The 25,999-nt window shown below is 43.2% G+C and carries 22 protein-coding genes; 11 read left to right on the top strand and 11 right to left on the bottom strand.

The features are described from left to right. Window positions 1–118 precede the first annotated feature (118 nt). Window positions 119–361, bottom strand: coding sequence for a hypothetical protein (locus MSG35_RS00415; protein ID WP_248382430.1), 243 nt, complete (start codon window positions 359–361; stop codon window positions 119–121). A 269-nt stretch (window positions 362–630) separates the two neighbouring features. Beyond that, entirely contained in the window at window positions 631–1,206 is a 576-nt protein-coding gene (locus MSG35_RS00410) for a hypothetical protein (RefSeq protein ID WP_048606355.1), read from the bottom strand. 96 nt (window positions 1,207–1,302) lie between these two features. Here MSG35_RS00410 and MSG35_RS00405 point away from each other — a divergent pair, with 96 nt between their 5' ends. The 5 genes from MSG35_RS00405 to phaC all read left to right on the top strand — a co-directional run bounded on the left by MSG35_RS00405 (window position 1,303) and on the right by phaC (window position 6,927). Next, window positions 1,303–1,983 (top strand): SH3 domain-containing protein, encoded by a 681-nt coding sequence (locus MSG35_RS00405; RefSeq protein WP_248382429.1) that lies wholly within the window; start codon window positions 1,303–1,305, stop codon window positions 1,981–1,983. A 585-nt stretch (window positions 1,984–2,568) separates the two neighbouring features. Then, window positions 2,569–3,309: an SDR family oxidoreductase gene (locus MSG35_RS00400; protein WP_048606360.1), complete on the top strand. Its 741-nt coding sequence runs from the start codon at window positions 2,569–2,571 to the stop codon at window positions 3,307–3,309. 26 nt (window positions 3,310–3,335) lie between these two features. Continuing rightward, the gene (locus MSG35_RS00395) at window positions 3,336–4,547 is read left to right on the top strand and encodes an acetyl-CoA C-acetyltransferase (protein ID WP_248382428.1); all 1,212 of its coding nucleotides are present in this window, start codon (window positions 3,336–3,338) and stop codon (window positions 4,545–4,547) included. Window positions 4,548–4,677: 130 nt separating this feature from the next. After that, entirely contained in the window at window positions 4,678–5,025 is a 348-nt protein-coding gene (locus MSG35_RS00390; RefSeq protein ID WP_048613546.1) for a phasin family protein, read from the top strand. 75 nt (window positions 5,026–5,100) lie between these two features. Further along, a complete protein-coding gene (gene phaC, locus MSG35_RS00385) occupies window positions 5,101–6,927 on the top strand; it encodes a class I poly(R)-hydroxyalkanoic acid synthase (RefSeq protein ID WP_248382427.1) in 1,827 nt (608 codons plus the stop codon). 127 nt (window positions 6,928–7,054) lie between these two features. On the opposite strand, the gene MSG35_RS00380 is transcribed toward phaC, so the two are convergent. From MSG35_RS00380 to napF, 6 genes are all read right to left on the bottom strand, one after another. Further along, on the bottom strand, window positions 7,055–7,192 hold the full coding sequence (locus MSG35_RS00380; protein ID WP_004731329.1) for a TIGR02808 family protein: 138 nt from the start codon (window positions 7,190–7,192) through the stop codon (window positions 7,055–7,057). Between the two features lie 11 nt (window positions 7,193–7,203). Further along, window positions 7,204–7,785 (bottom strand): NapC/NirT family cytochrome c, encoded by a 582-nt coding sequence (locus tag MSG35_RS00375; protein ID WP_009845456.1) that lies wholly within the window; start codon window positions 7,783–7,785, stop codon window positions 7,204–7,206. Window positions 7,786–7,814: 29 nt separating this feature from the next. After that, complete coding sequence (locus MSG35_RS00370; protein WP_017062614.1) at window positions 7,815–8,276, bottom strand: nitrate reductase cytochrome c-type subunit; 462 nt, start codon at window positions 8,274–8,276, stop codon at window positions 7,815–7,817. 125 nt (window positions 8,277–8,401) lie between these two features. Beyond that, window positions 8,402–10,891 carry a periplasmic nitrate reductase subunit alpha gene (gene napA / locus MSG35_RS00365; protein ID WP_248382426.1) on the bottom strand — a complete coding sequence of 830 codons (2,490 nt, stop codon included), beginning with the start codon at window positions 10,889–10,891 and terminating at the stop codon, window positions 8,402–8,404. Further along, entirely contained in the window at window positions 10,888–11,193 is a 306-nt protein-coding gene (locus MSG35_RS00360) for a chaperone NapD (protein WP_019824440.1), read from the bottom strand. Before MSG35_RS00360 ends, napA begins: the two co-directional genes overlap by 4 nt. 23 nt (window positions 11,194–11,216) lie before the next feature. Next, on the bottom strand, window positions 11,217–11,696 hold the full coding sequence (gene napF, locus MSG35_RS00355; RefSeq protein WP_248382425.1) for a ferredoxin-type protein NapF: 480 nt from the start codon (window positions 11,694–11,696) through the stop codon (window positions 11,217–11,219). Between the two features lie 253 nt (window positions 11,697–11,949). Between napF and narQ the strand changes: the two genes are divergently transcribed. Together narQ and MSG35_RS00345 are read left to right on the top strand one after the other, a co-directional pair. Continuing rightward, entirely contained in the window at window positions 11,950–13,680 is a 1,731-nt protein-coding gene (gene narQ / locus MSG35_RS00350) for a nitrate/nitrite two-component system sensor histidine kinase NarQ (RefSeq protein ID WP_248382424.1), read from the top strand. Continuing rightward, on the top strand, window positions 13,667–14,299 hold the full coding sequence (locus tag MSG35_RS00345) for a response regulator (protein ID WP_008219279.1): 633 nt from the start codon (window positions 13,667–13,669) through the stop codon (window positions 14,297–14,299). The genes narQ and MSG35_RS00345 overlap by 14 nt, the downstream gene beginning before the upstream one ends. Window positions 14,300–14,492: 193 nt before the next feature. Here MSG35_RS00345 and dcuC read toward each other — a convergent pair whose 3' ends face one another. From dcuC to MSG35_RS00330, 3 genes are all read right to left on the bottom strand, one after another. Beyond that, window positions 14,493–15,860, bottom strand: a complete 1,368-nt coding sequence (gene dcuC / locus MSG35_RS00340; RefSeq protein ID WP_029405584.1) for an anaerobic C4-dicarboxylate transporter DcuC — start codon at window positions 15,858–15,860, stop codon at window positions 14,493–14,495. 462 nt (window positions 15,861–16,322) lie between these two features. Next, a complete protein-coding gene (locus MSG35_RS00335; protein ID WP_050634228.1) occupies window positions 16,323–16,829 on the bottom strand; it encodes a hypothetical protein in 507 nt (168 codons plus the stop codon). Continuing rightward, window positions 16,822–17,526 carry a winged helix-turn-helix domain-containing protein gene (locus tag MSG35_RS00330; RefSeq protein WP_248382423.1) on the bottom strand — a complete coding sequence of 235 codons (705 nt, stop codon included), beginning with the start codon at window positions 17,524–17,526 and terminating at the stop codon, window positions 16,822–16,824. Before MSG35_RS00330 ends, MSG35_RS00335 begins: the two co-directional genes overlap by 8 nt. Window positions 17,527–17,884: 358 nt before the next feature. On the opposite strand from MSG35_RS00330, the gene MSG35_RS00325 reads away from it, so the two are divergent. The 4 genes from MSG35_RS00325 (at window position 17,885) to MSG35_RS00310 (ending at window position 25,923) form a co-directional block, all read left to right on the top strand. Then, entirely contained in the window at window positions 17,885–20,146 is a 2,262-nt protein-coding gene (locus tag MSG35_RS00325) for a lipase (RefSeq protein WP_248382422.1), read from the top strand. After that, the gene (locus MSG35_RS00320) at window positions 20,136–21,329 is read left to right on the top strand and encodes an outer membrane protein transport protein (protein ID WP_248382421.1); all 1,194 of its coding nucleotides are present in this window, start codon (window positions 20,136–20,138) and stop codon (window positions 21,327–21,329) included. Before MSG35_RS00325 ends, MSG35_RS00320 begins: the two co-directional genes overlap by 11 nt. A gap of 192 nt (window positions 21,330–21,521) precedes the next feature. After that, window positions 21,522–22,859, top strand: coding sequence for an efflux RND transporter periplasmic adaptor subunit (locus tag MSG35_RS00315; protein ID WP_248382420.1), 1,338 nt, complete (start codon window positions 21,522–21,524; stop codon window positions 22,857–22,859). Then, window positions 22,846–25,923, top strand: coding sequence for an efflux RND transporter permease subunit (locus tag MSG35_RS00310; RefSeq protein WP_248382419.1), 3,078 nt, complete (start codon window positions 22,846–22,848; stop codon window positions 25,921–25,923). Before MSG35_RS00315 ends, MSG35_RS00310 begins: the two co-directional genes overlap by 14 nt. Window positions 25,924–25,999: the final 76 nt, after the last annotated feature.

Genomic DNA, 25,999 nt, shown 5'->3' with positions numbered 1-25,999 from the left:
TTTGCTCCTGAAGTAGAAGCGCGGTCAATATCAAAAATCATCCATTAAGTGTCAGGCTTCAGGCAATAAAAAACGGAGCACCTCGTGAAAGGTACTCCGTATATGATAGGTGCAAAACTTAGTGATACTTAAAGTTAGAGATCGAACAATCCCCAGTTTGTGTATTAATTCTGAATGAAAAAGCATGTGAATGATAATCCACGCCGTCATTCCAAATTGTCTCTCCAAATATCTTACATAGCTCTAGCTCACTTACTGAACCGAACTCTTCCATGTGTTTAGCTACAGATAAAAGTTTACCTCTTATCTCTGCAGTCCATTCCGTGTTACTCAAGCAGTTGAAAGCCATAGTCTTTTGCATATTACCTAGCCAAAATGTTTCTTGTTATTAAGTTATATGAAGATTCATGATAACAATTTTCTGGCGTTTGTAAATCTATTTTGTGATGAATATCTCACATACTCGCTTGCATTGGTCGGAAATTGAACTTCATTGTTGATAGATAGCACATTACTTTTACAACCTATTGATAAAGCTTTGATTAACGAGTTCTTAGAATATTATGAATGGGATTGGGCATATTTATCGGAAAAGTCCAGTCGAACGAGTGAGAGAATCTAATGGTGATTTCAGTTTGATGCATCGTTTACCGGTTGGTTTATGTGGCGCGCTTCATCAATCATCGTCGCTTCTCTGCGGTATTTTGAAGACAGCTGACGGAATTTTTCACTGAGTGTATGGAGATCTCGGGAGAGTGATTGTGAGCTTTGTACGTGCACTTGCGCACTTTCTGTTTGTCTCGGTAGTTTTGCTCTAGCACAATGTTTAGCGACGGCTTGCCAAGAATGTGTGAGAGACTCAGCCCCATCTAACTCGGTAGACACAACGTATGCCTGTTTTAATAGAACCTCAGAGACATCGTAAGCAGTATTCATATGACTATTGAGCTGTACATTAAATCTTTGTTCGTACTTTGCCCAAAGCTCAATGATCTGCTTTTTGGTGAAATGTTTGGATAACAGCGTTTGTGATTTGTAGGTTGAGAGAACTTGGTTGAATTCTTTGGTGTATTGGTTGTAACGTCCTTCAAATGAGAGCTGGCGATCCAGCAGTAATTGCCAGTTTTCACTGCTACATTGGTTTGCTAGCACGACATTAGCACTCAAAGGTACACACACAATGATAACCTTCACCCAAAAACTCATGACTTTCCTCTACTTACCGCGTTCTCTGTAGAGAGTATAGATGAGCAGCAGCATGAGTTGATGTACACTTGAAAGATACCTAAAACGGAAGAGCTGGTGGATTTGATGAAAAAAGCGCTGATCGCTTTACTTGTGTTGTTAATATTGGGCGGAGGAGGAGCTGCGTATTACTTCTTGGTCATGAATAAAGACCCAATTCCACCAGAGAAAATGGAAGAGCCAGCTGTAGAAGTTACTCAGCAGTCAGAATCTGACCTTGTACCCATTATGGATCTTCAGCCTGAACCAGAACAGACGGAATTTTACGTTTTGGATAGAAAGCTTGAAGTGGTAGAGCAACCTGAAATTGATGGGCTGATAACAGATTATCTCTACAAAGGTGAAAAAGTCGAAGTATTAGAGAAACAAGGCGAATGGGCTCGTATCTCAGATTACATCGTCTTAAAAGAAGGTGGTCCACAGACTGCTGAATGGGTTTCGATGTCTGGCTTGTCGAATGACGAAGTGCTCATTTCTGAGAAAGAAAATAAAGAAATACTGGACTCTTACTTGGTTAAATCCGATGACCTTAAGATCCATCAAGAGAAGTTTCGTAATACGGTCGCGAAGCTGATCTCTGATGGCGAATGTGCGCCAAGTGATTTCGAAGAATTAGGCGGTTGGGTGAAATCGGTGAAGTACAGTGACCGAGATGTCTATTTTATCTATTGCGGTGGTTTATCTCTTGAAAATAAAATTTATTTGGATGTAAATACAAATGAAATATTTACTAAGTAAGATCCACTCCGTTATTAATATTAGATGTATTAATAGCGATTAACCTTTATATTTATTGATTTAGACCGAAAGCCTACTCTCTGTGAGAGTGGGCTTTTTTATTGCCCATTTGTTTTTTTACCCTAATCAAACGGTTAGTTACTATGAATTTAAGCACTAAATTATATTGAAATCGATATAGGTTAACTTCGATAGATTTATTAATAAGAAATAATGGTTTGATTATTATTTGCACCATCAACTATTTAATTTTCCAATGTTGCATTATTCTTGAAATAAGTTAGAGAACATCATTTTATTTATGGTAAACAATAGCTTATCGGCTTAGTGATATAATTGAAATTAAATAAAGTCACTTAATATCAGTGGCTTACCACTGTTTACATGCTCATAACATTTCATGGCTTTTGAGATGTAAGTCAAGTTTTGAGTCATAACATCAAAATATTTTGTATTTGTAATAATACTTTTTGATTTTGAGATGTAGGGTTTAATTAAAGCAAAACGTAAAGTTTAATTATCAAATAAGACATTATCTTATTAACACCATTGTTATTTAATTGCTTGTAAGGGATGGAACCATTAATGAAAAAGCTTGCTTTGATTACAGGGTCAAAAGGCGGTATCGGATCAGCAATATCTTCTAAATTAGTCGCGGATGGATATCGTGTGATCGCGACCTATTTTACTGGGAATTATCAATGTGCATTAGATTGGTTTAATGAAAAACAATTCACTGAAGATCAAGTGAGACTGTTTGAATTAGATGTAACTAACACCGCTGAATGTGCACTGAGCTTAAGCAAGTTGTTGGAAGAAGAAGGCACGGTTGATGTGTTGGTAAACAATGCAGGTATTACGCGTGACAGCGTCTTTAAAAAGATGGACGCGGAAGCATGGAAAGAAGTGATTGAGACTAACCTCAACAGTCTTTTCAATGTAACACAGCCTCTGTTCGCGCCTATGTGCGAAAAGGGCAACTGCCGAGTCATCAACATTTCTTCAGTGAACGGTCTTAAAGGTCAATTCGGACAAACCAACTACTCCGCGGCTAAAGCGGGAATGATTGGTTTCTCTAAAGCCTTGGCTGCAGAAGGCGCTCGTAGCGGCGTAACAGTGAACGTGATTGCCCCTGGCTACACTGCAACACCTATGGTTGAGCAAATGAAGCCTGAAGTACTGGATTCAATCAAGAATCAAATCCCAATGAAACGCTTGGCTACACCTGTTGAGATTGCAGATGCAGTGGGCTTTTTAGCGAGTGATTCAGGTGCTTACATTACAGGCGAGACTCTGTCTGTGAATGGCGGCTTGTACATGCACTAATCGGTGAACTTCAAGGGAATGGAATGATGGAAAAAGTAATTATTGTTGCAGCAAAGCGTACACCCATTGGCGCATTTACAGGTTCGCTAAAGAACGTGTCAGCAGGCGAATTAGCTGGGGTCGCGATTAAAGGTGCACTAGAAGCTGCAGACCTTCCGCTAGATGCGGTTGATGAAGTGATCGTCGGTAACGTTATTTCTGCTGGGCAAGGCATGGGTGTAGCGCGTCAAGCTTCAATCTACGCAGGGCTTGCAGAAGAAACGCCAGCGTACGGCGTCAACATGATTTGTGGCAGTGGCATGAAGTCAGTGATGGATGCGGCGGCGCACATTAAAGCGCAAGACGCTGAAGTGGTGGTTGCTGCCGGTGTTGAAGTGATGTCTCAAATCCCTTTTGTGGTTCCGCCAAGTATTCGTAACGGACACAAGATGGGCGACATTTCGATGAAAGATCTGTTGGTAGGTGATGGTTTAACGGATGCGTTTAACAATTACCACATGGGCATGACGGCTGAAAACATCGCGAATGCATTGAACATTTCACGCCTCGCTCAAGATAACTATGCGTTAGAGAGCCAACAGAAAGCGGTCGCGGCTATCGAAGCTGGCAAATTCACAGAGCAAATCGTGCCAGTCGAAGTGAAGCAACGCAGACAGACTGTCACTTTTGATACTGATGAGTATCCGAAATCTGACGCAACATTCGAAGGCCTACAAAAGCTTCGTCCGGCATTCGACCGTGAAGGAACCGTAACGGCGGGCAACGCATCAGGAATCAACGACGGCGCGAGCGCAATTATCTTGGCATCAGAGAGTGCAGTAGCGAAATACGGACTGACACCACTGGTAGAGCTAACGAGCTACGCACAGTCTGGATTAGATCCAAAGATCATGGGTTTAGGCCCAGTAGAAGCCGTTTCTAAAACGCTTGATAAGGCAAATCTCACTCTAGAAGAAGTAGATTTGTTTGAATTGAATGAAGCGTTTGCAGCACAAGCTCTTGGCGTAATGTACCAATTGTCAGAGCAGCATGACTTACCGCTTGATGAGTTCAAGCCAAAGGTCAATGTGAATGGTGGTGCAATCGCACTTGGCCATCCTTTAGGTGCGTCAGGCAATCGAATTATTGTTTCACTCATCCATGAAATGCTTGAACAGAAAACGACTTATGGCGTTGCTTCACTCTGTGTGGGTGGAGGAATGGGAACCGCTGTTTTGCTAAAAGGTATTGAAGGTTAGATCCTGATATATCGGTAGCAAGCTTAAATATCGGATCAGCTTTTCAAAGCATCGTGAGTTAATCGATGAGCGTTGGCTGAAACGATAGTGACACAAATTTATTAAACTATGTATTCATCAGGAGTTACTTATGTACACGGATATTTTCAAAACAATTACTGACCAAACTGAAAAGCAATTTGAACCGTACTTAAAGTTCAACAAGTTGGTTGCAAAGAACGTCCAAACGATGACTGAACTGCAAATGAATGCAATGCAGACTTACACGGACATGGGTCTTGCACAAATGAAAGCAGTGACTGAAATCAAAGACGTGACTAGCCTAACGGCGTTCAACAGCCAGCAACTAGCAGCGCTAACTCAACTGTCTCAACAGATGATGAGTGATAGCTCAAAAATGCAAGCTGCTGCAAAAGAGTTCAAAGAAGATGTTGAAACACTAACAACTGAAAACTTGAAAACAGTTACACCTGCATAAATTTAATCGCCATCGAGTTAGCGCAGTGTTTACTGTGAGGTTCGGTGGCGATTTTCCGATTATTGGAGTCATGTTATGTTTCAACACTTCTTTTCGGACTACCTTGTTAAACTTCAACAAACGAACCAGCAATGGTGGGAAAGCTTTGAACAAAACAAGGAAGCCGCGCAATCTCCCCTAAACCAAGCGATGCAAGAATTGAACTTTGATGATGCATCAAAAATCTTCGAGCAAGCCGCCAACCAACCTGCCGTTCTGCTTCAGTTGCAATCTCAATGGTGGGAACAGCAACTTAAGATCTGGCAGAATGCCGCGCTGATGGGCAACACCGAGAGTGTTATCTCAGAAGACCGCAGCGACAAGCGCTTTATTGATGAAGCGTGGAAAAACGACCCGTTCTACAGCTTTATCAAACAATCCTATTTGTTGTTCAGTAAAAGCTATATCGATACCATCAACTCGATCGAAGGTATTGACGAAAAAACCAAAGAGCGAGTGGCGTTCTTTTCTCGTCAGGCAATCAATGCACTTTCTCCAAGTAACTTTATTGCAACGAATCCAGAGTTGATGAAACTGACGCTTGAGCGAAATGGTGAAAACCTTCTCGATGGGTTAGAGCAGTTACAAGCAGATGTTGAAGCGAGTGCTGATATCCTCAAGATCCGCATGACCAACAATAACGCCTTCCGATTGGGTGTGGATGTTGCGAATACCGAGGGTGATGTTGTCTTTCAAAACGAGCTGTTTGAACTCATTCAATACTATCCAAAGACACCGCAGGTCAATGCGACGCCTTTGCTGATTGTTCCGCCGTTTATCAACAAGTACTACATTCTCGACCTTCGTGAGAAGAACTCGATGGTACGCTGGTTGCTTGAGCAAGGGCACAGCGTGTTCATGATGTCTTGGCGTAATCCGGGCGAGGCGCAGAAAGATCAAGAATTCGGTGACTATGTCACGGAAGGCGTGGTTAAAGCCGTTGCTGCAATTGAAGATATCACAGGTAAAGAGCAAATCAACGCGGCCGGTTACTGTATTGGCGGCACGGTGTTGGCTTCTACGGTGGCTTACTACGCTGCGAAACGCATGAAGAAACGTATTAAAACCACGACCTTCTTTACCACCTTGTTGGATTTCTCGCAGCCAGGAGAGGTTGGCGCGTATATCAATGAGACAATCATCAAGGCGATTGAGAAGCAGAACGATGGCAAAGGCTATATGGATGGTCGCTCATTGAGCGTGACGTTCAGTTTGCTTCGTGAAAACAGTCTGTACTGGAACTACTACATTGATAACTACCTCAAAGGCAGCAGCCCGATGGAGTTTGATCTTCTGTACTGGAACAGTGACAGCACAAACGTGGCGGCCAAGTGTCATAACTTCTTGTTGCGAGAGCTTTATCTTGAAAACAAACTGGTTCAAGACAAAGGCGTGAAAGTGGGCGGTGTTTGGATTGATCTGAATAAGATAAAAATACCAAGCTACTTCATTTCAGCCAAGGAAGATCATATCGCGTTGTGGCAGGGGACTTACCGTGGTGCCTTGAATACCGGTGGCAACAAGACGTTCGTTCTTGGTGAATCTGGTCATATTGCGGGTATTGTTAATCACCCAGACAAGAAGAAGTACGGGTTCTGGCTGAATGACAACCTAGACGACTCGGCGGATGAGTGGCTAACTAATGCGACTCATAATGAGGGGTCTTGGTGGACACACTGGAATCAGTGGCTCCAAGGTTTTGAAACTGACGAAAAAATCGAACCTTTCAATCAAGGCTCAGAGCTTAACCCTGTGATAGGCAAAGCGCCAGGCAACTATGTAAAACAGGTGCTGCCGATTGTCGATCAAGAGCAGGTTGATAAAGAGACCGTAGAGAAAGAAGCGCCAGAAAACGAAGCTTAGGGCGTTAAGTCACATTCAAAAATAAAGATACACAACGTCAGATAATAAAAAAGCCACTGAATTCAGTGGCTTTTTCGTATCAACTCATATCAGCATTATCTGGTAGAAGTTGATGTAATCTCGATTGTTAATCGATTTCTTTGTCTTTAGTCATAGATAAAAGCCAAAGAGATACGGCTGCAACACCTGCAAAGCCACCAAGAATGATAACTGGCATAGCGCTGTAACCTAGGATGTGCCAAATTACGCTTTCTAAAGTACTCATTCAATCGCTCCTTATTGCCAGCCTTCAACGCCGTGCATGTCTGGTAGTTTGTGTGCAATACCTTTGTGACAGTCTACACACGTTTTTTCACCAGAAGCTAGCGCAGTCGAGTGTTGTTTCGCACTACGAGGGCTCTGCTCTGAGAAGTCCATGTAATCGAACTGGTGACAGTTACGACACTCAAGTGAATCGTTCTTTTTCAATCGAGCCCATTCGCGTTCCGCTAGGTGAGCACGACGTGCTTTGAACTTTTCTTCAGTATTGATGGTTTTCGCAATAAAGTGTGCGTATAGCTCTTTAGATGCTTGAACCTTACGAACAATTTTATCAGTCCATTCATGAGGTACGTGACAGTCTGAACAGATAGCACGAACACCAGAACGGTTAGAGTAGTGAATTGTCTCTTGGATTTCAGCAACGATAGGTGCGTGACAGCCAGAACAGAATTCTTCCGTGTTGGTTGCCTCCATACCCGTGTTGAATGCACCCCAGAACAAAAGACCACCCGAGAAACCCAAGAATAAAACAACGCCTACGGCTGCTTTACTTGGTGTCGCGAGTCTTTTCCAAAACGCTTTAAGTAATTTTATCATATATAGCCTCTCTTACAGTCCGGCTACGATTAACGCAGTGAATCTACAGGTTTGAACTCGTTCTCAACTAGTGGCTTAGCATTAGCTTGAGGTACGTGACACTGTAGACAGAAGTAACGACGAGGTGATACGTCTGCAAGTACCGCATCTTCACGGTTCATGTAGTGAGTTACGCTCACTTTAGTAGCACCCATTTCTTTTGCGTTTTTCCAGCTGTGGCAAGAAAGACACTTGTTAGCGTTAAGAGAAACTTCATAGCTACGAATAGTATGAGGCACTAGAGGTGGTTGGTATACGTAGTCACTCTCAAGTACTTGGTCACGAGGGAACTTTTTGAAGTCATCTGCTGCGCGAGTTGCTTCAAGTTCACTTGCACCACGTAGAGATTCTACGCCACCAATGCCGCCTGGGTTATCCAGTTCAGCTTCAGCTTGAACTGCACCAGCTAGCAAAAGACCAGCTGATAGTAGGGCAGTAATCAGTTTTTTCATGGTTAATTTCTCCGCCTAAAGGCTAATTCTTTGAGTGGACTACTTCTTTCAAAAAGTAACGAAAAAAGTAGTCGCAATATTAAATACGTTAGATCTTGTATCTAGGTTCTAAAAGCACCTGGCGCTTAAGAAACCTTAGTGATCTTAACTGGACACTTCTTGTAATCCGTCTGCTTAGACAGAGGATCAGTTGCATCCAAGATCAACTTGTTGATCAGAATTCTTGCATCAAAGAATGGTACGAATACCAAGCCTTGTGGTGGACGGTTACGACCACGAGTTTCAACACGAACGCGTACTTCACCACGTTTGTTTTCGATAAGAACTTCATCACCACGGCGAAGGCCACGAGCTTTAGCATCAGCAGGGTGGATGTAACAAAGTGCATCCGGTACTGCTTTGTAAAGTTCTGGTACACGACGAGTCATAGTACCTGTGTGCCAGTGCTCAAGAACACGACCTGTACATAGCCACATATCGTACTCATCGTTTGGTACTTCTGGTGGCGCTTCGTATGGAGCATTAATGATCAGTGCTTTACCATCTGGCTTGCCGTAGAAGTCCCAGTCAGAACCTTTCTTAGCGTATGGATCTGAACCTTCTTTAAAGCGCCATAGCGTTTCTTTACCATCAACAACAGGCCAACGTAGACCGCGTACTTTGTGGTAAGTGTCATATGGTGCCAAATCGTGACCGTGGCCGCGACCAAAGGCTGCGTATTCTTCGAATAGACCTTTTTGTACGTAGAAACCTTGTGCTTGTGCATCGTCGTTAAGCTCTTGAGCTTCAGACAGTGGGAATGCATCAACGTTACCGTTTTTGTAAAGCACATCGTACATGGTTTTACCACGGTACTCAGGCGCTTTAGCCAGAAGCTCTTCGCCCCAAACTTCTTCAACTGTGAAGCGTTTAGAGAATTCCATGATTTGCCATAAATCAGACTTAGCATCACCAACGGTTTTAACTTGTTGGTACCATGCTTGCGTACGACGCTCAGCGTTACCGTAAGCACCCTCTTTTTCGATCCACATTGCTGTTGGAAGGATAAGGTCTGCTGCTTGTGCTGTCGCGGTAGGGTATGGGTCTGAAACAACAATGAAGTTGTCAGGATTACGGTAACCTGGCAGACGTTCAGTGTTGATGTTTGGACCCGCTTGCATGTTGTTGTTACACATTACCCAGTAAGCGTTGATCTTACCGTCTTTAAGCATACGGTCTTGAACAACGGCGTGAGCACCAGGCTTGCCATTTAGAGTGCCTTCTGGAAGTTTCCAGATTTTTTCTGAGATCTGACGGTGTTTAGGGTTAGCCACCACCATATCTGCAGGTAGACGGTGAGAGAACGTACCAACTTCACGAGCTGTACCACACGCAGATGGTTGTCCAGTTAACGAGAACGGGCTGTTACCTGGAGTAGAAATCTTACCTGTAAGAAGGTGGATGTTGTACACAAGGCTGTTCATCCAAACGCCACGAGTATGTTGGTTCATACCCATAGTCCAAAGTGACATTACTTTGATGTTTGGATCTGCGTATTGCTTAGCTAGCTTGATCAGATCGTCTTGAGATACACCTGACATTTCAGACGCTTTCTCTACGGTGTATTCAGCAACAGACGCTTTGTAATCTTCAAAGCTAATGTCAGTCATTGCGCCTGAGTTAGGGTTCGCGGCAGCTTTCTGTAGTGGGTCATCGTCACGAAGGCCGTAACCGATGTCTGTTGTTGCTTGCTTGAAGTTCGTGTGCTTGTTCACGAAGTCCCAGTTAACTGCATCGTTTTGAATGATGTAGTTAGCAATGAAGTTAGCAATTGCTAGATCTGATTGAGGTTCGAAGATGTAACCCGTGTCTGCAAGCTCGAAAGAACGGTGGTAGTAAGTAGACAGTACGTTTACTTTAACGTGTGGGTGGCTTAGACGACGGTCTGTAATACGAGTCCATAGTACTGGGTGCATTTCTGCCATGTTTGAACCCCACAGTACGAATGCGTCTGCGTGTTCAAAGTCATCGTAACAACCCATTGGCTCATCGATACCGAAAGTACGCATGAATGCGCCTACCGCTGAAGCCATACAGTGACGAGCGTTTGGATCGATGTTGTTAGAACGGAAACCCGCTTTCATCATCTTAACGGCTGCGTAGCCTTCCATTACTGTCCACTGGCCTGAACCGAACATACCAACACCTGTTGGACCGTTCTTCTTAAGAGATGCTTTCCATTTCTCTGCCATCACGTCGAACGCTTTGTCCCAAGATACGGGTGCGAAATCACCATCTTTATGGAACTCACCGTCTTTCATACGAAGTAGAGGAGTCTCAAGACGGTCTTTACCGTACATGATTTTTGAAAGGAAGTAGCCTTTGATACAGTTAAGGCCTTTGTTTACCGGTGCTTCTGGGTCGCCTTGAGTCGCAACCACTTTACCATTTTGAGTACCTACCAGTACCGAACAGCCCGTACCACAAAAACGACAAGGCGCTTTATCCCACGTGATTTTTGTTTGATCAGAGCTAGCAATCAGGTTGGTTGCTGTTGCCGGTAGAGTTACACCTGCAACGGCTGCCGCTGATGCAGCTGCGTTTGCTTTCACAAACGCACGTCTTGTCATTTTCATACTTCACCCTCAAGTTGAGAATTGTTGCTTCCAGTTTCTAAATCCGTTTCGTCCAGTCCAGTTTCGATTTGGTGATAAACCAAAGCTGTCCCTAAAACGTTCGTAATATTATTAATTTCTTCGATGGTATCCGTTACAAAACCTTGGTTTTCGGTTTCTAGGACCACTATGATTTTGCCTTCAGGGCTACTGCCGTAAATCTCTGCATTATCGAACTGCTCGATTTGTGCTTTGATCTCGTCTAGATGCTCTGGGCTCACATGCACGACTAAACTTGATATATGCACTTCATTTAGTGCCATAAATTGCTCTCGTTATTTTTGTTTTATGCATTACTCACAAGAATAGCTGAAGTAGGGCAAACTGCTACGCAGGCTCCACAACCGCTACACTCATCTAACTTGATTTTTGGTAGAGCAACACTGCCTGCTCTAAGTTGAAATTGAATGGCCATAGGTTCACACATGTCACCACAGCTTCGGCATTCAACATTTTGTTGCGCTAAACACTTATCAGAGATATGTGCTTTTGCTTGCCAAGGCTCTCCTTGCTTTGGCTTAAAAATGGGTTCAGGACAAACATTTGCACATTGATAGCAGAACGTACACTCATCAATAGAGAAATCGACAGTGGGAAAACCACCATCGCCTACAATGATTATCTTAGTCTCACAATTCTCGATGCATTTACCGCAGCGAGTACAGTCATCTGTAAAGCTTTCTAGGTTGTTAATCCAAGGCAAACGAATCTGGCTTGAGTCAACTTTTCTTCTAGAGAACAGACGGCGTTTTGATAGATCTACCACTTAATACCTATAGATGTTGCTAAGATGTTGTAATTGTAGGTCAATATTCCATTAATATCTTGTAATTTGTCCTCATAAGTAGTGTAGTTTTAGAAACAATTGTATAAATACCCCCTAAGGGCTAATTGGGGGCATATATTGTCTTAGATCAATAAATTACGGAGCGAGTGATCACATATTGAATGGAGCTATGATTTTTGATGTGTGACAATACGACATTGCTGGCAAGTCATTTATCAATAGGAAGGCACTTTTGCTTATAAAACCGGTTTCATCTGTAACAAGTACGATAGCAAAATCCTTGCTCTCTATACTGCTGTTGTCGGTTGCTACGACTGGCTTTGCCATCTTTACTTTGGCTTCAAGCTTGAATGATGCGGAAGCGGTTAACGTGGCGGGTTCAATGCGAATGCAAAGCTACCGTTTAGCCCATGATATTCAAATAGAATCCGTTGATTACGGATCTCATATTCGTGAATTCGAAAGTTCTCTTTACTCGCCATCTATGACCAATTTGGTCAGTTGGAATGTTCCGACAGACATCACTGAAGATTACTATTTAATTATTGGCCGTTGGCATGAACTAAAGCAGGTCTTGAATAGCGAAGATCGAGATCACTACCTCGTATTGGTTGAAAACTTTGTGGCTGAAATCGATGGCTTCGTTTATAAGCTGCAAGAGTTCTCTGAGGACAAGTTAATAAAGCTAGCGTGGGCTGGTGGTATCGGTCTCGGTGGAATTTTGGTCATATCTCTTTTTGTTGTTCATTTTGTACGTAAACAAGTTGTTAAGCCATTGCATGCGCTCGTTGGAGCCAGTCAGCGGATAAAAAACAGTGACTTTGAGGTAGAGTTAAAGGTTACCAATAACAACGAACTGGGCATTCTGACTAAAACGTTTAACTCGATGGCCAAAGATTTGGGCGTGCTCTATCGAAACCTTGAGTCAGTTGTAGATGCTAAGACAGTTGAGTTGCAAAACGCCAACCAATCTTTACAGGCGCTTTATCACTCTTCACAAGAACTTACGGTTACACGTATCGCGCCAGAAAACTTCCGAGCTATTCTGCAACACCTAGTCAGTCTGGAAGGAATAGAGTCGTTAAGGCTTGAGATAGCGGATAGTTCGGGCCGTTCATTGATTATGGACGAAGGGTATGATTCGAACTTGGATTATGAAAAGTTTGAAATGAAGTTGGATGATAATGAGCTTATCTTAGGCTATTTATATTGTTCATATCATCATGGCCATTCAACCAAGACGCTGATTGAGAGCTTTATCCAACTGTTATCACGGGCGATCTATTATAATCGTGCGCAGAAGAAAGCAGAACAGCTTATTATTATGGAAGAGCGTGCAACAATTGCACGTGAACTACATGATTCATTGGCTCAATCACTGTCGTATCTGAAAATCCAAGTGACGTTGTTGAAGCGCGTGATTGGCAAGTTGCCAGAACAACAGCATCGAGAGCAATCTGAACAAATAGCGTCGGAAATCGGCAACGGTTTAGCTGATGCCTATACTCAATTACGAGAGTTGCTCACAACCTTTAGGTTGACAATAAAAGAGGGCAACTTCGGCGAGGCTCTAAGTACCATGCTTGAAGAGCTCAGTGAAAGAACAGATGCAAAGATTAACCTAACCAATAATCTTTCATCCATAGAGCTTGATGCACACAGTCAGGTTCACTTGCTTCAATTGATTCGTGAAGCAACAATAAACGCAATAAAACACGCCAATGCCGACTTGATAGATGTATGCTGTATCGATGAGGACGGTGAAGTATTAGTCGTGATTAAAGATAATGGAGATGGCTTTGACTCAAGTAGTTCCAAGACGAACCACTACGGGATGAGCATTATGCAGGAGCGTGCGGCAAGACTGAATGGCGACTTAACGATTGAAGCGGCTCAAGGTGAAGGCTGTACAGTCATATTGAAATATAAAAGTTTGAAGGAAGTTAAAGTTGACGATTTGTAAAGTAATGCTGGTTGATGATCATCCATTGATGCGCAGAGGTATAAGCCAATTACTGAGCTTTGAAGATGAATTCGAAGTGATTGCAGAAGCAAGTAATGGTACTGAAGCAGTCGCTCTTGCCCATGAAGAAGAACCTGACTTGATCCTTTTGGATCTTAATATGAAAGGCATGTCTGGACTTGATACGCTGAAAGCACTTCGTACTGATGGCTCAAGCGCTAATATCGTTATTCTAACGGTTTCTGATAGTCCTGCAGACATTGAAGCGATTGTAAAAGCGGGCGCTGATGGCTACTTGTTGAAAGACACAGAACCCGATGAGTTAATTGAACTTCTTAAGCAAGCACACAGCGGTGACAAGGCTTACAGCAGTGTGGTTGCTCGTTACCTAAATGATGCTGGTAGCCGCAATGATATCTTCGACCAACTGACTGAACGCGAAATGCAGATCCTTCAAGAAGTCGCGAAAGGTTACCGTAATAAGCAGATCGCTGATCACCTGTTTATTTCTGAATCGACAGTTAAGGTACATATGAAGAGTCTACTGAAAAAGCTACAAGTGCCTTCCCGTACCGCTGCCACGGTTCTGTATCTAGAACGCTATGGTGAAATGAAGTAGGGCTTGGTCCTTTGAGATAACACTATTTCAAGCCTTACTGTTTATACATGTCTCGATAGTTTTAACGATGTTGAGAAAATGATATTAAAAAAAGGCGCTGAACTTATTAGGTTCAGCGCCTTTTTGTTTACGCATTTTATATCAGTATTGGTGTTCGTTTGTTCTTCGTTCTTTGAGATTAGAAACTTAAGGCTTACGCTGCCATTGGAACCAATACAAGCGTGCCGAAGATAACGGTAATAAGACCACAGATTACCGGTACAGAAGTACGTTTTACGACTTCAAATGGGCTGATTTTACCCATACCAGATGTCGCTACAATTACACCAGATACTGGTGAAATAGTACGGCCTAAGTTAGATGCTTGAAGCATTGGGATGATTAAGAATGCTGGGTTCAAGCCCATTTTCGCCGCTAATGATGGAGCCAGTTCTACGAATGCATAGAAAGGCGCGTTACCAGAACCTGTTGCGATAGCTGCAGCAACCGTTAGACCCGTCAGGATAAGCATCAATGCGATACCGCCTGCGCCTGCCGATTCAGCAAGACCAATTAAGTTATCAATCGCACCAATAGACATTAGACCTTGAGCAAATACGCCTGCCGCAACCAACAGCATTACCACGCCTTTAAACGCGTCAGCCATACCTTGGTAGCAAGAATCTAGGTCTTCTAGTGTTTTCTCGCCGTCAAACTTCTTAACAACGTAATCAATAACTGCACCCACGAAGATAGAACCTACCACAATGGTATAGATATCAAGTGAAAGCCCAGGGATAGTGCGTCCGTTGAATAGAAAAACGCCGATGATAGGTAAGAATGGAAGTGCAGCGTAGAAAGCCGGTGCGGTCGTTTCAATTTCAGAAACGTCTACTTTCTCCATTGGTGTGTTTTCTTTCTTATCTAGGTATTTGTTCCAGAAGAAAGCCGCACCCGCCATTACGATGATTGCACAGATAGAAACAGGTAGTACCGTTTGAACAGCAAACACATCAAGGGACATGCCTGACTTTTCTGCCGCGATAACCACATCACCAGAGGTTGGTGAAAGAATGATGGCTGCAGGTGATGCACAAACTGCAACTGCCGCTGGGCGAGAAATACCCATTGCCGTCATCATTGGGAATAGGGTTGCCATCAATAGCACACCAAGACCCGTTGCAGAACTTACTGCTAGAGACATCAGACACGCTACGATGTAAGCCGCAACAAGAAGTACATAGGGAGATTTGATCGCAGCAAGTGGTTTAGAGAACTGCTTCACTACCACGTTGTTAGCGCCAATGTGCGTCATGTAAGAAGCAAAACCACAAAGAAGCATGATTTGCATGCCTAGGCCGCCCCCGCGGTATTGAAGCATGTACTTAACAAATTCTAGTGAGTCGGTAACCATGTTACCTGTTGAAGCGATTTTAGCTGGTAAGACTGTGTGACCAATAAGGCCGGTGATAAGAAGTAGGGCAAGGCCAGCAGTTAGTAATACACCCGCCGCTTTATAGCCTTTTACAATAAAGTAACCAACAGCAATAGTAATCACTAATCCGATCAAGAGCTCTAACATAGAAATCTCCACAAAGTTTAAAAAATATAAGAAAGTGTTTCAGAATATGACAATGAATGTACAGAAAACTGCACTGTGGCACGAGGCATAGTTGAGGTTGATATGATCTAAGACAAACATTTTTTTCGATGTTAATTGTGGTTGTAAATCGTGATTAACTACTGTTGTTTAGATGTTAATAAACAAATTTTGTGGCTTGTTAGAATATAACTTGGATCACCTTTAATTGTTCTAGTTGCATATAGTGGTGTTGTTTTATAAATCGTGAGTGTTTTTTGTACTTTGGAAGGGAACGTGTAACGAACTGGGTATTTATCGGAGTAAAGAGGTGAGAATCTTAGCTTTTAAGCTTACTTACATTTAAAGGTTACTTATGTTTAACGCCTACTTATTTCCCATAAGTAAGCGCTAAAACACAAGTTGGCACTCAAATATAATTAGGTTTAAAAATAGCGAGCGAGTTTAGTTTATATCAACGTCAGGAGTGTCATTTGAATACGTTGGCAGCTCAGAACAGATAACCTTCTTACAAAAATGAATCATCCCATAGCGAGTAATGAGTAAAAACTCTTCTCTATTCAATGGAATGTAAGGCATGGCATCAGACGATAGGGTAGACCCTTCACTTATCATCACCTTTTCGTAAAACGACAACTCGCGATTAGGGATGATTTGTTGGTGTTGGTTCTCATCCAGTGAGATGTCGTGTTGAGTGACAGAGTAAGATCCCGATGACGTAAAGCCGACTTGCTTAGTCGATACGTACAATAGGTCATAACTGTCATTCTTCTTAAATTCGATGTTTATAGCAGACTGGTTATGAATCATATTATTGGACGGGTTAATAATCGACGCTGTATTGGCTAAATAATGCCCTTCAAGATGTGACTTGGGAATAAAGGTAGAAACCCAGCCGACTAATACGCCAAGAAGTACCACAAAAATTGCTGTATTCGTTTTATTATTCACAAGTCACTCCTTTAAATCCGGCAGGGAAGCTCAGAGATTTTCCTGAATTATCGATGATGATTTTTCGTCCCTTATATTCATATAGCGTTACGTTGAATAACTCATTAAATGTGAATTCATCGGATTCGATTTTACATGAGATAAAATGCTGACCCACGAGATCTTCGCCTAGGCTATTTCTATCTAAATAAGAAAACAAATAATGGGATAAACCTGCAGCCACTACAAATAATGCAACCAGTGCTAATAGACTGTTTGTTTTTTTCGTAGCGGCCGTTGTCTTGGTTGTTGAGCTTTCAGGCGCTGTGTTGCTTTCAGGTTGTGTCGGTTCTTGCTTTGGTTGCGATTGAATTTGACGCAGCGCGCGTTCTTTGTCTTGTGTCACTTGTCCTGCAAATCGGTAACCTTTACCGCGCTCAGTGACGATGATCATCCCACTCTTATCTTCTAACGCTTTTCGGCAAATCGAGATGGTTTGCATTAGGCTGCCATCTTCAACGTATATACCTTTAGACACCCACACCTGTTCAATAAGAACTTGGCGAGTGATCACCTCATTAGGTCTCGAGATAAAAAACTTAAGTAGCTCTGATTCATTAGAACCTATTGGGTAGGTACGGCCCGTCTTAAAGTGATGGATTTCACTCTCTTCTAAATTGACCTGTATATCATCATTGATAATAAATTCAGCAGACATCTGGGTTCTCATTGTTATAAGCGTTCTAACCTAAATATAACAAATCTTACAACAAACATAAACTTACTGATTTCATCGTCTTTGATATTTAAGTATCTGAATTTATGTTGATTATTAACCTGATTAGATTTCCTTATATACCTTTTTGAGGTTGTTTAATGCGGTTTCAGGTGCTTGCCGTTAGTAGCTATTGGATCATTAACGGGTGACGCTGATTTAGTGGGTGTGGGTTAATTGCTCAAATTTCTTACGTAGTTTTATCAACGTGTCATTCCAACTCTGTGTTGCCTTGCTCTCTACGAATAAAAAGTCGAGCTTACCTCCGACTCCATCGGCAACTCAAATAACGATAAATCGCATGACCACACCAGTTAAATGCGAAAGCTACGAAGGAGCTGTTTTGAAAGATTTCAATAAGCCATATATATGTGGACTAATTACGCTTGCCTTACTCGGCTGTCAGTCTGAAGACTCGACTCAAGAGGCCGTTTCGGTATTGGTTCCCTACAACATTAATGAACTACCAAAACCAAACGATGGGTATGGGTATGACGACGATGGAACAATATCCGGTGTCGGTGAAGACGCTGCCGCAATGTCATCGACCAATGATGCTTATTATCAGGACTACAACAATTCATACGCAGCCCTAGACGGTTGGGGACTTTGTGCAGAACCGATTTTAATTCCGCTTCAAAGTGTTAATTCGGACAAACGTTATCCACTCAATAACGAAACCTTAGCCGGGAATGTTGTATTAATTGATGACCTAACAGGCGAAGAAGTTATCACTCAAATATCCGCTGATGGTTCCAATATTAAAATTCAATGTGAATCAGGCTTAGCTGAGAGTCGTACTTATTCGATTGTAGTAACGGATGGGGTAAAAACTGAATTTAATGAGCCTTTAAAAGCAGATGCTAGCTTTGATGATTTGATTTATTCAGAAGTTCCATTAAATAGCGAAAAAGAAGAAGTCCTTCAAGAGCAAGTATTGAGCGCTATTGATTCATATTATGCGTTATATCCAGATAACGGTATTCCTGTATATGCAGCTCAATTTAAAACTCAGAGTTCTTATTCGTCACTAGACGCAATGAGGAATAACCACGTCAAGTTTAATACTAGATTCTTAGATGGTTATGACACGGTTCGCGAGTTTAATGGGGATTACAATCAGTATTCTAAGAAGTTAAGAATACCATCTTATCTACCTTTTACTCAGGCTCGAGAATCCGAGTGCCTTGTTGATGAGTTTGATCCAAAAGAAAATTGTCCTCCTTTATATGAATGGATAACTAATCAAGAAGGTGGTTTCCCGACCGCAGCAATGCCAGAACCAAAGGTAATAGAATTTCTCGATATAACTGCTGACATCTATCTACCTGATTATGCTGATACGCCTAGGCCGAAAGATACCTCTATTGGGTTCCCGACTGCGATATTTATCCACGGTGTTACTGCAGAGCGCGGCACTGCTTCTTTGATGGCGGCCGAGTACACAAAAAAAGGCTATGCCGTTGTTGCTATCGATATGCCATATCACGGGGAACGAATGCGTTATGACAACACTGACACTGACCCTAACGATGACAAAATAACAGGCGTTGAAATTAGTGCTCGAGCGAACAAAGCGTTCTTCATCAATATTGACTCTCCTTTAGCACTTCGTTCGAACCTCCAGCAGTCTGTTTCAGACTTTCTTGGTCTTCGCTATGCGTTGAGTAAAGAAGCGTGGGTAAAAAAAGATGATGTCCACTTAATTGGACAATCGTTGGGTGGAATCATGTCGGTAATGGTAAGTGAATTCAGTCAAGCGTCTCGAGAACTTACGGCTAATTCAGACTTTGCTTTCAATACGGTGAACTTTGTTGTTCCGGGGCAGGGGCTAACCAACTTGGTTCTATCTTCTCAAACCTTAGGCCCTGAAATGTCTGAAGGTGTTAAGAAGTCTCCAGATGTTCAGCGCGGCATTGCTGAAACTGTCATACCAGATACATGTACAACAGAAGCAACAAATCAGCAGTGCATTGAAGCGCTTCGTGAGTTTGTAGAGCTTTCATCTGATAACGCGCTGCTTGTTAGTCAGCTAGAGAATGACATCTTCGATTTAGTTGTTACCGACCTTAAACAAGGGGTCCAAGCCACAATTGATAGTGCAGACCCTGCTAGCTTTATCTCTCGTCAAGTCGCTGCTGAGCAACCAACTCTTTTGTTGGCTGCCGTTGGAGATTGCGGGGAGACTTGTGACGTTGGCGTCGACTATGTCCCAGATAGCGTAATTCCAAACACCGCGCCAGATAACATTCGTACTGGTACTGAACCACTGATTACTGCGCTTGGCTTAGACCCAATTACAGGTACATCAGAACATATTGATGAAAAGCGTGGAGCGGTAAGAACCACAACGGGCGGGCATGGTACGTATTTGTTCCCCTATGAAGGTCCCGTTGATGAAAATGGCTTGCCGGGCACACCAGGTGAAAACATGTCAGACGTTCGTGAAGCGGTGGGCACTCAACAAATTGCCGTTGCTTCTATGGTAATGAGTGACGGCGCAGTAGTCGTCATTAATAACGAAGATCATATCGAAACAGAGGTGCCTCAAGATGAAGAATAAACTTTTATTGGGCACTGCCGCTGCTCTTGTTCCTTGCCTGACTAATGCGGCTGGATTTCAACTTAACGCGCAGTCTGCAACAGGCTTAGGCCGTGCATTCGCCGGTGATGCTGTGATGGCAGATAGCGCTGCGATTGTTGCTAAGAACAGTGCTGCGATGGCTTACATCGAGCAACCAACACTCTCTGTCGGCGCTATCTATATCGATAGTGGTATTGATGTGTCTAGTGTTAGCTACACACCAATGATTGGTGATACTGAAATGTTAGATGACCAATCATTAGACGCAGGGACATTAGTTCCGAACATTCATTATGTGCATCCTATCGAAGGTTCTAAGTTCACTCTGGGCGCAACAGTCCATTCCAATTTCGGTACTGATGTTGAGTTTGACGAGTCGTTCGAAGCGGATGAGTTTGGTGGGAAAACAGCGTTATCGAGTATTAATGTAGGTTTTGCGGTTGCCTATGAGCTGTCTGAGAAAATCAATTTAGGTGCTGGGCTTGATGTCATCTACGGGGAAGGCGAAATTCACAGGAAAAACCTTCTAGATGTTGATGCTGATGGTTTTGGATTGGGCGCCAATATTGGTGCTACCTATCAAGTTAACGAGAGTAACAGATTTGGTATTTCCTATCGTTACAGCCCTGATATTGAAGTGGAAGGTGACATTACCAAAGGCGGTGTCCCTGCCGACAAGATGAATGTTCCGTTACCAGACACTCTAGAGTTTTCCGGTTGGCACCAGCTCAACGAACAGTGGGCTTTTCACTACAGCCTGCAGTGGGTGAACTGGTCTGAATTTGATTCGCTAACATCTGACTCTTATGACGACTCAATTAAAGAGTATCAATGGAAAGACGCAGGGCATGTTTCTGTTGGTGGTACGTACACCATGTCGAAAGACATCGTTCTACGAGCGGGTTACATGTACGACATCTCTCCAACCGACGAGTTAACCTCTTTATCGATACCTGATGTAAACCGCCACTGGGTGACTGTTGGCGGAACATACCACTTCACTGAAGACAACTCTGTGGATGTAGGTATCGGTTTTATTATCGGAGAATCACAAAATATTGACGAAAGCCTGACGACGATTCCAGGAACGAGTTCCAATATAACTGCTGATGTGAGCGCTGACGCTGTTTTACTTGGTGTTCAATATCAACATCGTTTTTAACTTTTACTTTGGAGTTTAGAACGAAAACTTTAGGAATCATATAAACATTGCTGGGCTCGACAGTGAGTTGAGCCCAATTCTCATTATTAGCTGTTTTAGCATTATTTAAATAGCTGGAAGCTCATTAAGTAAAAAATAGCTGCTTAGAAAAACGTTTAATTCAGATGAATTTGACGGTTATGGTTATTAAAAATGAAATTTACAAAGCTTAGTAAAACAATCTGTTTGGCTCTGTTTGCCTTACATATCACTCCCACATTTGCCGAAGATTCGCCCCTGATTCCAGTGACCATAGAAAAGGCTCACAAACAAGCATTCACTTCTTCAATCAACGAAGTTGGCAAAATTAGAGCAACAGATTCTGCTGCATTGACCTTTAGCGCTTCCGACAAAATTCTCGAAATCCATTTCAAAGATGGAGATTCGGTTAAGAAAGGTGAGCTGATTGCTCAACTAGATAACACAAAAGCGAAAGCCGATTTAGACAAAGCTAGAAGCTCGTTAGCGTTAGCAAAATCAAAATTAAAGCGAGTACAAGAGCTACTGAAAAAGCAACCTGATTCAATGTCTCAGCAAGATGTTGAAGAGCTAAAAGAACAAGCGAATCTTGCGGCCGCTGACTTCCGTCAGAAAGAGGCACTAATGAATGACTATCTATTGGTGGCGCCTTTTGATGGCCAGCTAACGAACTTCAACCACTCTGTGGGTAGCAAAATTGATAGTTCAACGGCCTTGGTTAGTTTGATCAAACTTGATCCAGTTGAAGTGCAGTATTCAATTGGGCAATCGGACTTAGGCAACGCAAAGCTTGGGCAGAATGTTTCCATCCAAGTTGATGCATTTGTCGATGAAGCGTTTTCTGGCGTGGTGGATTACATTGCGCCAGCGGTGGACGAAAGCTCAGGCCGTGTAGAAGTACACGCGCACGTGACTAATCCAGAACATCGCTTAGTTCCGGGTATGTTTGCCAAAGTAAGTCAGATGACCAGCGAAGATTCAACGCAGATGGTGGTTTCTCAAAACTCCGTTCAAGCCAAAGATACAGAGCGTTTTGTTTGGGTCGTGAATGGTGAAAAAATCGAGCAACGCATTGTCGAATTAGGCGTGAATACTAACGATGGTTACGTTGTTGTAGAGAAAGGCTTGAAGCTCGGCGATAACGTCGTTGTGACGGGACAACAGAACCTTAAGAAAGCGTCGTTAGTTAAGGTCATGAACCCAAATGCTGAACAGAAAACTGTTGAGCTAATCACGGAACCGACAAGCAAAGATAACACTCAACAGACCGCTGAGCCTAAAGTAGAAAAGACCGTAACACAGGTGGACGAAGCACATCCAATTGAACCTTCGGTTGATTGGACGGAAGCATCGAAAGGTGTAGATGAAGCGATCAACGAAAACAGCGAGCAAGCAGAGACTAGCGCGACTGTTGAGGATTCATCAAGCGAAACTCAAAGCAAGGAAACTCACAGTAAGGAAACACTAAGCAAGGAAGCGGTAACGAAGGAGAATCTGAATGAAGCTTCCTGAGGTTTGTATCAAGCACCCCGTGTTTGCGTCTGTTCTGAGCATTACCATTGTTTTGCTTGGGCTTTTGTCGTTTCAAAAGCTCTCAATCCAATACTTTCCAGAACATAAAACACCGTCAGCAACGGTAACGGCTGCGATCAATGGCGCAAGTGCTGAGTTTATGTCGCGCAATGTGGCAGATAAGCTCATTACCGCTGCAACGGGCCTCGACAGCGTGAAAACCATGACGACGGACTGTCAGGAAGGCACGTGTAATCTAAAAATCATCTTTGAAGATGACATTAATGACGTCGAATACACCAGCTTGATGAACAACCTGCGCAGCAGCGTCGAAGCGATTGGTGATTTCCCGCCGAGTATGACGGATAAGCCAACGGTCACGGATGATTCTTCTGACACCAGTATGCCGAGTAACATCATCACGTTTGTGAATACTGGCAAGATGTCTAAGCAAGACATGTACGACTACATTAGCCAGCAAGTCGTGCCTCAATTTAAGCACATCCAAGGTGTGGGTGGTATTTGGGGGCCGTATGGTGGCAGCGAGAAAGCGGTGCGTGTTTGGTTGCAACCGGATCGCATGATGGCGCTCAATATGAGTGCATCCGATGTTGTTGGAACATTGAGCTCATACAATGCAACGTTTACCGCAGGTACCATCAAGGGCCAGGTGCGAGATTTCTCCATCAACCCAGTCAACCAAGTAACCAGCGTTGATGATGTACGAGACTTAGTGGTTCGTGTTGATAATGGCAAGATCATTCGTATAGGTGATATTGCTGAAGTCAAAATGGGTGAGGAGAGCCTTACGCCGAGTATTCTTCGTGTTGATGACAACCTAGCAATGTCGATTCAGGTGTTGCCACTGAAAAGTGAAAACCCAGTCACAGTTGCGAATAAAGTTAAGAAACAAATTGATCTGATTCAGCCTCAGTTGCCAGAAGGCATTGAGATGAAGATGGTCTACAACCAAGCGGATTTCATTAAAACCGCAATTGATGAAGGCTTCATGACTTTAGTTGAAGCGATTGTTCTGGTTTCAGCAGTTGTGGTTCTGTTCCTTGGCTCCTTTCGAGTTGCTTCAATTCCGATCATCACCATTCCTGTGTGCGTAATAGGCGTATTTGCCGTCATGCATTTACTTGGTTTTAGCATCAACGTACTGACGATTCTCGCTATCATTCTCGCCATTGGTTTGGTGGTTGATGATGCGATTGTTGTGGCTGAAAACTGTTACCGTCATATCGAAGAGGGTGAAACGCCGTTCAATGCTGCAATTAAAGGGTGTCGAGAGATCGTCTTTCCTGTGATTGCGATGACGCTAACTTTGGCGGTTGTTTACTTACCAATTGGTTTGATGGCTGGTTTAACCGCTGATCTATTTAGGCAGTTCGCGTTCACACTTGCGGCAGCGGTGATTATCTCTGGATTTGTGGCGTTAACGCTCTCACCAATGATGAGTGCTTATTTAATGAAGCCAGTATCAACCCCGGCGAAGTGGTATCAAAAGGTTGATGCGAAACTGAATGTGTTATCGGATTTATACACCAAAGAGCTAGGCAAATGGTTTGATCGTAAGGCTCTGATGAGTGGTATTGCTTTAGTGCTGATTGCTTTGTCTGCCTTAGCGGTTTGGAAAATGCCTCAAGTGTTGCTTCCAACCGAAGATACCGGTTTTGTTGAGGTGACGTCTACACCACCAACAGGTGTTGGTCGTCAGTATCATCTAGATAACAATGAGCAACTTAACAATGTGTTCAAAGGTGATAGTTCAGTAGAAGCGAACTTATCTTACATTGAAGGCACACCGACCAATCACGTTCTATTGAAGCCATGGGGCGAACGTGACCAGTCCGCTGATGAATTGGTAAACGAATTTATCGCTAAAGCACAAAGTTCAGTCTCTGCTTACGGCATGTCTTTCAAGGTGCGCTCAGCAGATAACTTGAACATTGCTACCAATATGATCCTTGAACTGACCACAGTTAACCGTGATACCACTGTGCTGTCTGAAACCGCGAGCGAAGTCGTTAAGGCGCTTGAAGATTACGAGGGCGTGACCAACATTAAGAACTCAATGTTGCGTGACCAATTACGTTACGACTTGTCGATTGATCGCAATGCGATTGTATTGTCTGGTGTTGATTACGGTAACGTAACTAATGCGTTATCGACATTCCTTGGTTCTGTTAAAGCCGCAGATTTGCAAGCGGACGACGGTTATACATACCCAATTCAAGTTCAAGTGAACCGAAATGACCTTGGTGATTTCAAGGTGCTCGATAAGCTGTATGTGGATTCACAGTCGGGTCAGAGGCTTCCTTTGTCTCAGTTTGTATCCATCAAACAAGTGACATCGGAATCTAACTTCAAGACGTTCATGGGTAAAGACAGCGCTGAAATTACCGCGGACTTGATGCCCGGATATACGGCGAGCGACGTAAAGGCATACATTGATGACACGGTACCAAACCTGTTGAAACCTGCTCAGAGCTACGAGTTTAATGGCATAGTTAAAGACCTAGTTGATTCAACCGCGGGCGCACAAGTGCTGTTCGTGTTGGCGTTGATTTTTATCTTCTTGATCTTGGCGGCGCAGTTTGAAAGCTTTGTCGACCCGATGATCATCTTACTGACGGTTCCACTGTGTATTGTGGGCGCAATATTGACGCTTTCGGTATTTGGTCAAAGCCTGAATATTTACTCGAAGATAGGATTGCTGACACTGGTTGGTCTTGTGACCAAACACGGTATTTTGCTGGTGGAGTTTGCCAACGAGAAACGCAAATCTGGCGCTAGTGCCAAAGAAGCGGCGATCAGCAGTGCACGTTCAAGGCTGCGTCCAATCTTGATGACCTCACTGACGATGATCCTCGGTTCATTGCCATTGGCACTGGCGGATGGCCCAGGTTCATTAGGTCGAATCAATATTGGTTTGGTATTAGTCGGCGGTTTGACAGCCGGAACCTTCTTTTCATTGTTCTTAGTGCCAGTGGCTTACGTTGGCATGGCGAATCTAAAACAGATGGATATATTGACTCGGTTGAGAACGAAACCCGCATAACTCGCCATATAGATTGACCAGTCAATTGAAGTGAAAACTAAAACGCGCCTACCATGAACCATGGTAGGCGCGTTTT

The sequence above is a fragment of the Vibrio sp. 1CM23M genome, assembly GCF_023161755.1.
In the GTDB taxonomy this organism is placed as follows: Bacteria; Pseudomonadota; Gammaproteobacteria; order Enterobacterales; family Vibrionaceae; genus Vibrio; species Vibrio coralliirubri.
The sequence above is the reverse complement of the archived record's forward strand: the minus strand, read 5'-3'. Positions and strand labels throughout refer to the sequence as shown.